The sequence below is a fragment of the Bradyrhizobium sp. USDA 3364 genome, from assembly GCF_054056355.1.
Genome location: NZ_JBSRYG010000002.1, coordinates 1,189,276 through 1,202,342 on the forward strand (window position 1 = coordinate 1,189,276; position 13,067 = coordinate 1,202,342).

The following is a 13,067-nucleotide window of genomic DNA, read 5'->3' on the forward strand; positions in this document are numbered from 1 at the left end:
CTTATTCAGGACGGGACTACGATTGGAGCCGACTTTACAGCCCGCCGATCTTCGGCATCCGATAGCCTCATGCACGTTCGCGAGCTGCAGTGGATTGAGCCTGTCAAGGCGCTACGATGCCTGGCGCAGCGCCCGCATCTTACCTTTCTCGATAGCGCGGCAGAAGATGAGCTCCTCGGGCGTTACTCGTATCTGACCTGCGAGCCGTTCAGCACGTATCTGGTCTCCGGCGGACAGGCAAGCTGGAATGGACAGGCACTTACGGGAGATCCATGGGCAATCCTGCACGACCTTCTCGCCAGATATCGGGAAACACATCGCCCCGATCTCCCGCCGTTCCAGGGTGGTGCTGCCGGCTTCCTTGCGTACGATCTGAATCGGACGCTGGAGCGGCTGCCGGCGCCGTCAATCCCCGGTCTCGGATTGCCCCAATCGATTCTACATTTCTATGACGTTGTGCTCAGCTTCGATCATCGGGACCACAGGTGCTGGATCGTCTCGACCGGATGGCCGGAGAAGGATCCCGCCCGGCGAGCCGACCGTGCGCGACGTCGGGCTGACGAGTTTGCCGCGCTGCTTGCCAGACCAAGGTTGCCGCGGATTATCATTCCTGCCACGGCGGGTGCTTGGCATTCGAACTTCAGCCGGGAAGGCTTCATAGCGGCGGTCCGGCACGTCAGAGAGTTGATTCTGGCCGGGGATATATTCCAGGCGAACATCGCGCAATGCTTCAGCGCCAAAGTGTCGCCCCTGTTTGATCCCCTCACCTTCTATTATCAGCTGCGGTCAGTGAACCCTGCACCGTTTGCAGCCCTCCTGCGCTACGACAGGCTGACGATTGCATCGAGCTCTCCTGAGCGATTTCTGAAACTTGACGGGCGACAGGTCGAAACGCGTCCTATCAAGGGAACAATCGCGCGTTCCGCGGATCACGCAGAAGATCGGCGCCGGGCCGAAATCCTGCTTGCGTCCGAGAAGGATCGCGCCGAGAACATCATGATCGTCGATCTGCTGCGCAACGATCTGTCACGCGTTTGCACAGACGATTCGGTTGACGTTTCAACACTGTGCGACCTCGAATCCTATGCCTCAGTGCACCACCTCGTCTCGGTCCTCACGGGCGCACTTGCAGCAAGGCAAGATGCTGTCAGTCTGCTTCGCGCCTGCTTTCCTGGCGGATCCGTGACCGGTGCTCCAAAGGTACGAGCCATGGAAATCATTGCGGACATCGAGAAAGTGGCCCGAGAGGTCTATTGCGGCTCGATCGGCTTCATCGGATTCAGCGGACACATGGACACCAACGTTGCTATCCGCACAGTGATGATCAATGATGACCAAGCCCTGTTTCATGCGGGGGGTGGAATAACGGCAATGTCCAATCCTGAAGCCGAATACGAGGAAACGCTTGCCAAGGCGCAGAGTCTCTTCGGCGCTTTTGGTGCCGATCCGGCCGGTGCATTTTGATCTTCATCATCGACAATTACGATTCCTTCGTGTTCAATATTGCACGCTATTTTCGCAAGCTTGGCGCGGAGACGAAAGTCGTCCGGAACGACACGATCAACGTTACCGATCTCGTTAAACTTCAGCCACGAGCAATCGTCATATCTCCCGGTCCCTGCACACCAATCGAGGCCGGCATATCCACTGCGGTTGTTCGCGAACTTTCGGGGCGCATCCCCGTGCTTGGCATCTGTCTTGGGCACCAATGCATTGGAAGCGTGTTCGGCGGATGCGTGGTCCGCGCACGCCGCCCCATGCACGGTCGGGGTTCCCATGTAACTCACGAAAGGGGCGGATTGTTCAAGGGACTCCCGTCCCCCCTTTACGTGGGGCGCTACCATTCTCTGGTCGTCGAACTTGGTCCAGCAGACGCGCCGGATCTCATGGTGACAGCTCGTTCAGATGAAGGTGAGATCATGGCCCTGGCGCATCGGCATCAACCAACCTACGGGGTACAATTTCACCCGGAGTCCGTACTTACCAAGCACGGTAATTTGCTACTTATGAATTTCTTGCGCCTGGCGGAAAGTTTTCGAGCGTGAACCAGAGCTCCTTTATTAGCAGCTCCAGAAATCGGGTGCCGAAGACAAGATGAGCTGCGGCATTTGATGGACGAACTCGATGCACGTCGTGAAAAACAGTAGATGGAGCGAAAGCGCGAAAAAGCTTAATTTGTACGCCGCGTACCCAACTTTTTTCTTTTAGCGCAGCTACAAATGCACTACTTGAGACCACCAATGCGGAGCCTCTTCGCATCACCTTGTTTGATGAACAGGCGGATTATCCTCTGGCGTAATCGCAAGAATATTTACTCGAGATCCGCCAAGAGATTGGCGGTGCCTTGCGGTAGTGTTGCTACCGCTGCCCTTAAGGGCGTTTCCTCCCTTGACTTGGCCGCCGGTCCAATCGGATCGGCGGTCCTCTTCGATGTCGAGTCGGCGCTCTCATGATTGAGGAATTCCTACAGCGATCTGCAGCTCGACGACGCCGGCTGTAGCTGCAACGTCTGTCATCGTGGTTGAAAGCATTCATGCAACATAGAGGTGTCCAATTCAGCATTCGAGAAGTGCACCCCGGCGAGTGGCGCTACAGTTTCGAGGTCGATAGCAAGAGGATCAGTGGCAAGACCCGAACGAGGCTGCAACTTCTTGCAGTCCGACGGGTTAAAGATCGCATTAATCGTGAACTGAATCGCAGCACGGAACATGGAAGTTGACCGGTTGCCCGTGGGTTCGAATCCTACCCCTTCCGCCAACAGCTTGTATTTCTCCGTTCACCCACGTCATTTTTTGTAGCGTAAGCACTGTATTGTCAGTGGCTTGCTGTACTTTATGTCTAAAAGTGTCATCCTAAGTCAGCCCGTGTTCACGATTTTGACGTGGAGGGCAGCGCGGGTTTTGGAGGACACTTTTCGATGGCCAGAGAGACGCTAACGGCATCCCAGGTCATGAAGGCCCGGCCGGGTGACAAGTCGGCGACGGGGGCGGTCTCCGCCTCGACGTGGACCCGCGCGGGAGCTGCTCTTGGGTCTTCCGGTTTCGGTCCCCTGTGACCGGCAAAGACCGCTACATGGGATTGGGATCGGCCGACAGAAGTCAGCTAGCGCAGGCGCGCGAAAGCCTCGCCAGCCCTCGTCAGGCCGCCGAGGAAGCGCGCGGGCTGATCCAGTGGATGTCGATCCCATAGAGCACAGGAACGACCAGCGGATCGCCGTGAAGGCGGCGGCCCAGAAGGCGATAACCTTTCAGTTCTTCGCCGAGCAATTCGTCGGGACACATAAGCCTGGATGGAAGAACCCCAAGCACGCTCAGCAATGGGAAAACACGCTGAAGACTTACGTCTACCCCGTGATCGGGGCGACATCGGTCCCCGACATCACGACGGACGACGTGGTCAAGGTGCTGAGCCCCATTTGGCTGACCAAGCGAGAAACAGCGGCGCGCGTCCGTGGGAGAATCGAACAGATAATGAATGCGGCTGAAGCTAAGAAACTCCGCCCCAGGGGCAGCAATCCGGCAGTGCTCGCAATCATCAAGCATCTGCTCCCTGCTCAGAAACGAAAGAAGCACGTCAAACATCACCCCTCCCTGCCCTACGAGGAAATGCCGCAGTTTTGGAAGTCGTTGGCAGAGGACGCGTCCGACTCGGCACGCATGTTGCGATGGATCATTTTGACGGCCTGCCGTTACGGTGAAGCCCGCTATATGGACCGGGATAAGGAAGTGAAGGCCGATCTTTGGACCGTCCCGGCCGGTCGAATGAAGGCTGAACGAGAACACAGCGTGCCGTTGACGCCGCTGGCTCTGACGCAGTTGCCGTTCAGGCCCGTTTCGGATGCCGCGTTAGCGCATTGCATTGCACGCCACACCAAGCGACACGCCACGACCCACGGAATGCGATCTACCTTCCGAGATTGGGCTGGGGACGAAACGGCACACGCGTGGGAAGTCGCGGAGGCTGCAATAGCGCACTCCACCGGGGACGATACGGAAGCGGCGTATCGAAGGCGAACAGCGCTGGCGAAACGCCGCAAGCTGATGGACGACTGGGCGGCTTACTGCACGTCCGAACGTCGGTAGCGCGAGTGCGACCGAGCCAGCCGCAAAATGCTCGTTCCGGGCATGACGAACGTCCAACTTGCTCCACACGCCTAACTTGTGCAAAAACCGTCACTCTACATTAAGGAGTTTCCCTCTCATGAAGTTGACTGACGGCGAAAAGCTCATCCTGCTCATGCTGACCGACATGTATAAGGCAATGAATATCAAGGGTGAGTTTGACCCGGAATTCATCGCTAATACGATCTGCAAAGACAAGCTCTGGGGCTTCAACTGGGAGCTTTCGGGCATACCGTGGGAGCGTTCTGAAGACCCGCCAGAGGTGCGAGAAACGACCGACTTTCTCGACATGTGGCGCTTCGTGGAGGAAGGATACGAAGCACTGACCCCGGCGGAAAAGACGAAGCTAGCAAAAGATGCGGAGCCGTTCGGAACGCATGTGAAATTCCCGGGCTTCGACGGGAACAACGAACCGCATTATCGTATTGCAAACTACATGCTGAACGATATGCGGCATCGCTTCGATTCCTTCAAAGGCCGTGGTGACCTGAACTCACATAGCCATTCGGTCGAATCTTACAGGCGGATGTACAGTGTGTTCGGGCCCATTCGCGCAAACCTACACAATCGAAGTCTCAATTTAGCCGAACTTACGGAAATCTTGAACGCACGAAGGCATCCTAGCCAATGTTAGTTGCTGGCGCGTGGAGGTAGCATGAAGGGCCTTTTCAACGGTCTATTCGGTTTCGGACGGGCCTATACGAAGTTGCCTCCACACCACAACTTCGCCGAGCTTGCTGACAATATCGACGCCTTCGCCAGCCAACTTCTCGACCGCGCTGTCGGCAAGAATTTTGGAGGAGAGAGCTATTTGAATGCACCCGATAGATGGGAATGGAAGCTCGGTCGCGACCTAAAGACGCTAGTCGATTACGCGCGAAGCTATGTACCTGACGATGTTGATGGGCTGCATCGAAAGTGAAGCGGTCGACCGGATACAAAAACGTCCGCTACCATCACTGTGAAGATGACTTCGCGCCGCATGAGCTTGCGGTTCTTGCGCCACCGGCGGGTGACGGCGAACTAATCTGCGTTCGGTGCATTGAAATTGTGCTCGGCCGAGCCCATCGCGAAGCAGGACTGGCTCCTAGATGAACGCGATATTACCGAATGTGAACTCGTAGGGCTGCAATCGCACCGTGATAATCAACCGAGCATCGTGCTCGCTCGGTGGTGTATCCAAATCCTCTAGCAATTGATCCGTTTCGACTGTGACTTTAGAAATGAGATTGTCATTCTGTAGCGGCAGTAAAATGGCGTTTCGCCATCGGCCGGAAGCACGGTGTCGTATCCCTGGTTGGCGTCCGGAATTTGCAGACTGTCGAAGAGCGTCTTCAGCCGGTTACCTATGTCGCCATGGTTCCATACGCTGCCCCGTGGCTGCCGCCGAAGAAACAGCACGTCGAGCCAACATGACAACTTCAGCTCCTCAGTAACTAACGGCAAGAAAGTCCAGCCGTACCTTTGGTACTAACCCGTCTTATTCATCAGCGGCTTGTTGAGAGGCTGGCGAGCGTGGCGTAAGCCGCTGAGGTGGCGTAGGATTCGGTTGCTGACACCCACCCTCCGCGCATCCGGGCCGCCACACTCGCCATGACGGGCGATACGAGTCTGCCGTTCTCATTTCCAGCCGTTTCCCGCAAGAAGATCACAGCCTCGTTCGACGGCGGCAAGCTGACGTCGGATGGCGGCGTCATGCTTCTGGCCATGGCGGACCGGCGCCTCGGCTTGGCCGCGAAGTTGTCCTGCGTATTCCCCGAGCGGCGCGATCCGGGACGCATTGTGCACAGCCTTGCGGATATGATCCGCGCCCGCATCTTCGCCATCGCGTGTGGCTACGAGGATGGCAATGATCTCGATCGTTTACGCGGCGATCCGGCGTTCAAGCTGGCTTGCGGCCGACTGCCGGACACTGGCCGGGATCTGTGTTCGCAGCCGACCCTATCGCGCCTGGAGAATGCACCACACCTGCGCGAGGTGATCCGGCTGAGCTCTGTGCTGGTTGACCTATGGATGGACAGCTACGCGCGAGCGCCGAGCGCAATCACGCTCGACATCGACGACACGGTCGACGTGGTGCATGGCCGTCAGCAACTCTCGCTGTTCAACGCCCATTATGATGAACACTGCTTCCTGCCGATCCACGTCTACGACACCGAGCACAGCCGGCCTGTTGCGGTCATCCTGCGCCCCGGCAAGACGCCGAGCGGCCGCGAGGTGCGGGCACACCTGCGCCGCCTGGTTCGGCGCATTCGCCGGCGCTGGCCCGATACGCGTATCACCTTCCGCGGCGACAGCCATTACGCCGGCCCCGAGGCGATGACTTTTTGCGAGCAAAACGGCGTCGATTACATCTTCGCGCTAGCCGGCACGAAGCCGCTCGCCAGAAAGGTCGACGAGGTCTGTGATGCAGTTCGAACCGAACGTGCGATCGAGAACAAGATCGTGGTTCGCGGCTACACCGAGACCCGCCACGCGGCCGGCTCCTGGCATCGTGAGCGCCGCGTCGTCGCCCGCATCGAGGCAACCCAACAAGGGCTCGACGTCCGCTACGTCGTCACCAGCCTGGATATCGGCTCGGCTGAGTGGATCTATGACAGCCTTTATTGCGCTCGCGGACAGGCCGAGAACCTGATCAAGCTGCACAAGACCCAGCTCGCCTCCGATCGCACCAGTTGCCGCTCGGCGCTCGCCAACCAGGTCCGCCTCGTCTTCCACACCGCCGCCTATTGGCTCATCCTCGCCGTGCGCGATGCCATCCCAAAGCCGCGCGATCTGGCAACGGCCGAGTTCAACACGATCAGGCTCAGGCTTCTCAAGATCGCAGCCCGCGTCATCGAGACCGCCACCCGCGTCCGTCTCGCCTTCGCTGCGGCGTGCCCCGACGCCGACCTGTTCCGCGGCTTGGCAAACGCTCTGGTCCCGCAAGCACCCTGACGCGCGGGGCATGAGCCCCGGTCACCCCGCTGCCGTCCTCCAACGCGTTCACGAAGTCGGGTCGAAAAGCGGCGAAAAAGCCGAAGCGTTCGCGCGCGCCTTCACCCCGACCGGAAATGTTCCAGCTGCCCCTGCCCGCAATCATGAATAAGACGGGCTAATTGGCTACGGCCTCTTTGCTGTATCGAGGAAGATAGGTCTCGGTATATCCGTCCAGCGTTGGGCCACTCGGAGTTCCGGTGTTGAGGAACGGCGTGTTCTCAAAAACCTTCTTTATCTGAGGGTGGAAGCTCTGGCGTAAGATGCGTTTATACCCTTTGCGTGCGGGTCTGGTATCCCGGTCGCCCGCGTTGCTCGCAAGCAACTGGCCATCATATGTCAGCCGGAATTCCACGCGCTAATTCCTCCTCGCAAAGGGCGGATCACGTTAGACTCTACTCCTCGTCGTCCTTCTTCCCTCGCCACGCTCCTATGATCTCGGAAAGCTTTTCTCGTCGAATCACGGCATAGGACACGAAGGCGGCAACGTCACCCGACGTTCCGCCGAGCTGGTGCAGCGCGTAGCCGCCGAAAATGACGCCAGTCAGCTCAAGAAAGACCTTCGTGAAAGTTGGATAACTCTCTGTGAACCGAACGATCTGATCGCGAGCTTCCACGATTGCCCTAGCCGCCGAGGCAAAACGATCTGTGGCGAAGCCGTCCAACTCTAAGGCTGCACTTTCAAACCGATTTGCGATCTCGTTGAGCTCGGCTTTGATAACGGCGGCGCTATTCCCCTGTCCGCCGTGAGTGGAATAGTTCTCTGCGTCCTTTCGGAGCGCGACAGCGGCAAGTTGGATGAGTTGCCGATAGAAATCTGGATTCTGCGCTAGACGCTCCGCGATCCCATTCTCGCTAAAGGGAGCCCAGATAACCTCCGCATCAGTCGTCATGCCCACCTGTACGGCTTCGGTAATGCTGGCCTCGGCCGGGACTGGTTCGGTCAATCGAATCTCGGGTGGGTGGAACAAGTCCGGCGCTTGGTGGCTCTCGGCAAAGCCATCCGGCAAGAACGTTGCCCCGGTGCTGTTAAGTGCCAATGATGCCGAAATCGGTGCCGCCACCCCAATCGCAGCCACGCCTGTAACGGCCGTATGCCCTGACGCTGTAAGGTGCACTTGGCCGTTCGGCGGTCCTGAGCCGCGCTGCGGTGCGGATGGTTTGCTTTCGGCCGCCATAATGAAGAGCCCTCCGTGCGACCCGACGCCGCCCAGCTAGAAATGGCAATTCGGCAAGAAAGTCCAAGACCCGAATTGTTACGCCGGAAACGAATCACTACTTCGCTCACCGAGAGCCGCCACAACGTACCCGCCTTTGTCAATCCCGAAATTCGCTCTATCCTTGCTTGAAGTAGCGGCTGTCGGCAACCATGTCCCAGCCGGTATTCGCGCATTTGTGGGACACGCTTACGCGCGCAAAGCTGCGCAGGCGTTAGCCGATAATCGCATAGAGCCAGGTAACTATGAAAAAGCGGTCAGCACTACTGTTTGCAGGCCTCCTCTGCTTCTTACCGTCTTTGTCGGCATTTGCGCAGACTGGTGCACCTGCTCCAACAGCAACTGTCGATTGGTTCGCAAGACTGACTTCGCTGATTGCACTTTTGATCGGTGCGGGAGGTTTGGTTCTTAATCTGCTCACCCGGCGTGATAAAGCGCGAGAGCGCGAACCCTCGATTGACATTGACCTTACAAAGTCGTCTCGCATGGCCGACTACGATTTCGAGCTGAAAGTACGCAATCGGGGCGATGTCTCGATTCAGTTGGTTAGCCTGCGATGCAAGCACGGCGAACTTGAACCGGACGATGCAGACATCGACGATGGCGGAAGGCGAGCCAACTATAATGGCCTTCGCATCGAAAGGGGCGCGGAGGAATTACTAATTGGGACGTACAGGTGCGAGTACGACTTCGAAGGACCGGAGGAGTTCACGGTGACCATTCGCATCAACGACCAGAGGCAGCAATTGAGCGAGCGGCTACTGGTTCGACAGCTCCCGTAACGTTGCTCGCGGCGATGCCGGAGAGATAACGTCGGACCGTGCGCGGCACTATTTCAGCGAAAGACGGATTTCGGGGATACGAAATGTTTAATACAAGTACAGTTTTTATAATTGGGGCGGGCGCTGGAGTTGAAATCAATATGCCTGTTGGCAGCGCCTTAAGCTCGACTATCGCCGATAAGACGCACATCAAATACAAAGATTTCGGCCACGATCTAGCATCGGGTGACGCTGCTATAGCGAACGCACTGAAGCGTATCACCAAAAAGCGCGACCTCGATTTCAATAAGTGGCGAGCTGAAGCCTGTGCGATCCGTGAAGGCATTCACCATACTCGCTCTATAGACGCGTATTTGAACACCCACAAAGATAACGAAGCCATCAGGGTTGCCGGTAAGTTAGCCATTGTGCAAAGCATTCTGGGGGCGGAAAACCAGAGCGATGTCCAGCGTTACCATGGCCACTGGCGGAATAACGACCGCGTAGCCCAGTCGTGGTTCCCAGACCTATTCTACATAATGCAAGACGGGGTCGGTAGGTCGAGCGACACGCGCGACATTTTCAAGAACGTCAGCTTCATTAGCTTCAATTATGACCGGTGCCTTGAGCATTACCTTTTCCATGCAATCATCGAACTTTACCGTTTCGACGAACAAACTGCTGCGGACGTTATGGGATCAATTCGCATGCTCCACCCTTACGGGCAAGTCGGCTCGCTAGCGTGGGCTTCAAAGGGCCGGAAAGTGGGTTTTGGCGTCGAAGATTATGGCGACATAGAGGGACTGTCACAGGAGATCAAAACCTTCAACGAACAGATTCAGGACAGAACATTAGTCGACGCTATCCATCAGGCCATAAACGAAGCTGTGCGGATCGTTTATTTGGGATTTCACTTCCACAAACAGAATTTGGACCTGATGACCGTGACAAATGAATCCGGGACGGTTCGTCCGAAAGTATACGCCACAACGCTAAACCGATCTGGGCCTGAGCAGACCATGATCGCTGAACGCATAAGCAAACTGACCGGTGTCAATCGCCCCTCGAAAACAATCGACATGGAAAACGTCGGCTGCAAAGACCTTTTCAAAATTTACGGTACCACCTGGATGTGAGGCATCTGAGGTCGTTCGCTGGTCAGGGTCGATTTCGTTCGGCGCGCTTAGATTGCCAGTCTGCCAGCGGATCGCTCGATGCGGCCGTATCCGTGGGAAGACCAGAAGCCCGGTCCAGATACCAATCAATCGCCTTCCGGTCCCACCGCTGCGTGCCGGGAATCGCCCCCGGCACAATGCCCTTCTTTACCCATGTATCGAACGCGTCCTCAGAGCAGCCGCAGTAAGCGGCTGCATCGGCCTTTGTCAGCCCTCTAGGGGCGATCTGCTCGGGTCGCCGCATTTATCTAGGCCAATTCTGAAAGTCTCTTTGTGATCGTACAGTCCACCCGAAGTAAGCACCCCAACCGAGTGGGATCGTCTCCTTCGGGCCGACCATTCTCTTCGGCTTCTGCCCATTCGGCGATTAGGACGCGGAGTCTGTCGTGAATTTTGGTGCGCTCCACGTCGGTCAGCCTGTATCGAGAAGCAACCCAAGTCTGACGCTACAGCATCGATCAATTTGAGCTTGGTCTTCTCTCGCTCGAACAACAGCCTCACACGCTCGGGACACTCGGCAAATTTTTTTACCGCCGAGTCCACCACGTCTGACATCATGCTCAAAAACGAACGATACTCCCCGTCATCATCGGGCAACGGCCCATAAGGCTCCAAGCAGAGTATGATCCTAACAGCCGCTACGTTGTTCGGATCGACAAAGAATTGGTTCCATCCGTGATCGCTCATACTCTGCTCCCTTACGCTGCCAACTCAGACAACAGTCGCTCGTTGCATCGACGTTCAGCGACCGATGCTCCTCGACGACGCGCAGGATGGTAGGTCAGCCAACTTACCGCCTGCTCGCGGGTGACCGTCGTCACGACTTCACGTCCTCCAGGCTTGCGCGCCTCTTCGGCGAGGTAGAGCTTACCGTCTGCTTTGCGCATGAGACGGAAGTGAGCCTCACACCATTCGCCGCTTTCCGGGTGGCGGTCTAGACTGATGCGGGTAGCGACAGCGACATCGCCTGCGGCGTTGATCTTCGGCTTCGAGACAGCAAGGTTGGCTTCCATCGTAGTATCCCCATTTTGTTCACGTGGAACGCCAAGGGAGACTGTGAAAGCCCCCGCTGGCGGCGGGAGGTTGATAACCTGTGAAGGACAGGCGGGCTTATTCGAGCGGTTTCCCGCCTTATCTCGCCGCCCTCCCGCCGTAGCGGAACGTCAAACGGAAAGTCGAACACAAAAATAGCGCCGTAGGACGTTCGGCGCTTTGTGCGCCTTCAAGGGGTTATCACGCCCCACACGATCTATCGACCGTGCAAGGCCTACAGAGCAGACCGGCGTATTTTTGTCACGACTTGATCTAAGTTTTGTTTTCGCTACTATACGCCTCATGGTTGTAAGGTCTGTAAGGTGACAGACCTTACTGCCCCACAGCGGCTGGAACAGCTCGCTCACCGGAAAGCGCAGCTTCAGTTGCTTCAAGCGAGCACGACCAAGCGCGCGTTCAAGCACCGGCTCCCCGCAGCACTTCACTAGCACCTGCACATGGCGTGCAGGCACGTCCTGTCGGCGCGATGCCGCCCATGCAAGATGGGGCAGCAAGACATCGGGCAACGCATCGGTGAGCCGCAACACGTCGATAGCGTCCTTGCAGGCTCTAAGCTTCGCCAGTCTTTAACAAGAACATCGGGCATATCAGTTTCAACGGGCGCTGTGCGCGGCGCGAACTGAAGCTTGATGACGTTGCTCACGGGTATCCCCAAGCAACGCATCGTGAGTTGCGATGACATGCGACTGTTGCTAACAGCGCAACCTCAACCGACGTGGAGTTTTGAGTTGAAACGCGTAAAGAAGAAGACTCAATATCGTCGCGAATGGACTGCGATGGACGTACGGACCTTGAAGAAGCATTCAAAGGCCCGCACGCCGGTTGCGAAGGTATCCAAGGAACTTAAGCGGACCGTTGGTGCCGTTCGGGTTAGAGCCTCGCAGCTTGCCATTGGCGTCGGTCATCAACGCTGAACGACAGTCTTTGAAGCTCCATGTCGGCGCGTATGTCTTGCTCGCGCGCGTTGCGCATGATGGCAAATCCCGTCCGTGCCAACTCAAGGAAGTGGCTCGCTTGGATCGCGGCGACCTGCGCGAATAGTTCTGCATTGATCATGTGGTGATTCTCATCAATAGGAGCGCCGCGCGAGCGAGAGGACTAAACGCTCGCGCGGCGCAATGAGAGCGCGACACCCGCAAGTCGCGCCTCAATCGGTGTCTTCGATGTCTATCGTTCGGTCGCACCGAAACGGATCGCCCTGCCCGGAGCGGAGATAGTTCACGGGAGGCGTCTCGTCGGACGACCCAGGGCAATACGCCTGACCGATGCCGATGCAGGATGCGAACAACATTGTCAGCGTTGCGAACGTGTCGGCTTGACGTTCAGCGGCATCGGCGATGCGCCTTTGCACGTCGAGATTGGCTTCGGCCAGTTCGGCCAGCCGCTCGGTTGCCTTTCACGCAGCGAAGCCGCTCGCGGGTCTTCAGTAGGTCGGTATCGACCGTGATCGTGTCGTCGGGAAGTTCAAGGTCGGCCGGCTTCAAGCCAGCGGCGAGGCCTGAAAAAAGCGGATCAGATTTGGACATGGTGTGATGCCTCTAGTGAAAGCATGCGCCGCGCAGATCGTCACGAGTCGTCCGCGCGGCGTGAACGGGACGGCGACCAAGTCTGCCAGTCCGCTCATCTAGATTTCGTCGGCCGCAATTCGCTTCGTCGCCCCTACTCGACCTGGGGTTTGGTCCTGTGGCGACCGAACCCTCACGGATCACGATCCTGTGGCCTCCGGCCCGGCCGTGCTGTGTGGAAGCAGCTTGGCGTGGTCGG

Annotated in this window: 11 protein-coding genes and 1 pseudogene; 9 read left to right on the plus strand and 3 right to left on the minus strand. The window is 57.4% G+C overall.

Annotation, left to right across the window (positions count from 1 at the left end; translation table 11 throughout):
- Window positions 1-69: 69 nt before the first annotated feature.
- The 7 genes and pseudogenes from pabB (at window position 70) to ACVILL_RS05665 (ending at window position 7,058) form a co-directional block, all read left to right on the plus strand.
- Window positions 70-1,464, plus strand: coding sequence for an aminodeoxychorismate synthase component I (gene pabB / locus ACVILL_RS05635; RefSeq protein WP_456728192.1), 1,395 nt, complete (start codon window positions 70-72; stop codon window positions 1,462-1,464).
- Window positions 1,461-2,045, plus strand: coding sequence for an anthranilate synthase component II (locus ACVILL_RS05640; RefSeq protein ID WP_456728193.1), 585 nt, complete (start codon window positions 1,461-1,463; stop codon window positions 2,043-2,045). The genes pabB and ACVILL_RS05640 overlap by 4 nt, the downstream gene beginning before the upstream one ends.
- Before the next feature lie 940 nt (window positions 2,046-2,985).
- Window positions 2,986-3,189 (plus strand): annotated as a pseudogene (locus ACVILL_RS05645) (Arm DNA-binding domain-containing protein); the annotation flags it as partial.
- The gene (locus ACVILL_RS05650; protein WP_456728194.1) at window positions 3,171-4,082 is read left to right on the plus strand and encodes a tyrosine-type recombinase/integrase; all 912 of its coding nucleotides are present in this window, start codon (window positions 3,171-3,173) and stop codon (window positions 4,080-4,082) included. The pseudogene ACVILL_RS05645 and the gene ACVILL_RS05650, both read left to right, overlap by 19 nt.
- Before the next feature lie 118 nt (window positions 4,083-4,200).
- Window positions 4,201-4,755 carry a YfbU family protein gene (locus ACVILL_RS05655; RefSeq protein ID WP_456728195.1) on the plus strand — a complete coding sequence of 185 codons (555 nt, stop codon included), beginning with the start codon at window positions 4,201-4,203 and terminating at the stop codon, window positions 4,753-4,755.
- Between the two features lie 21 nt (window positions 4,756-4,776).
- On the plus strand, window positions 4,777-5,043 hold the full coding sequence (locus ACVILL_RS05660; RefSeq protein ID WP_456728196.1) for a hypothetical protein: 267 nt from the start codon (window positions 4,777-4,779) through the stop codon (window positions 5,041-5,043).
- A gap of 671 nt (window positions 5,044-5,714) precedes the next feature.
- On the plus strand, window positions 5,715-7,058 hold the full coding sequence (locus ACVILL_RS05665) for an IS1380 family transposase (protein ID WP_456728197.1): 1,344 nt from the start codon (window positions 5,715-5,717) through the stop codon (window positions 7,056-7,058).
- Window positions 7,059-7,492: 434 nt separating this feature from the next.
- Here the strand turns inward: ACVILL_RS05665 and ACVILL_RS05670 are convergent, their stop codons facing one another.
- Window positions 7,493-8,275, minus strand: a complete 783-nt coding sequence (locus ACVILL_RS05670; RefSeq protein WP_456728198.1) for a hypothetical protein — start codon at window positions 8,273-8,275, stop codon at window positions 7,493-7,495.
- Between the two features lie 524 nt (window positions 8,276-8,799).
- Between ACVILL_RS05670 and ACVILL_RS05675 the strand changes: the two genes are divergently transcribed.
- Both ACVILL_RS05675 and ACVILL_RS05680 read left to right on the plus strand, forming a co-directional pair.
- A complete protein-coding gene (locus ACVILL_RS05675) occupies window positions 8,800-9,096 on the plus strand; it encodes a hypothetical protein (RefSeq protein WP_456728199.1) in 297 nt (98 codons plus the stop codon).
- An 83-nt stretch (window positions 9,097-9,179) separates the two neighbouring features.
- Window positions 9,180-10,211, plus strand: coding sequence for a hypothetical protein (locus ACVILL_RS05680; protein ID WP_456728200.1), 1,032 nt, complete (start codon window positions 9,180-9,182; stop codon window positions 10,209-10,211).
- A gap of 737 nt (window positions 10,212-10,948) precedes the next feature.
- On the opposite strand, the gene ACVILL_RS05685 is transcribed toward ACVILL_RS05680, so the two are convergent.
- Window positions 10,949-11,263, minus strand: a complete 315-nt coding sequence (locus tag ACVILL_RS05685) for a hypothetical protein (RefSeq protein WP_456728201.1) — start codon at window positions 11,261-11,263, stop codon at window positions 10,949-10,951.
- Window positions 11,264-12,173: 910 nt separating this feature from the next.
- Window positions 12,174-12,359 carry a hypothetical protein gene (locus tag ACVILL_RS05690; protein WP_456728202.1) on the minus strand — a complete coding sequence of 62 codons (186 nt, stop codon included), beginning with the start codon at window positions 12,357-12,359 and terminating at the stop codon, window positions 12,174-12,176.
- Between the last annotated feature and the right edge of the window lie 708 nt (window positions 12,360-13,067).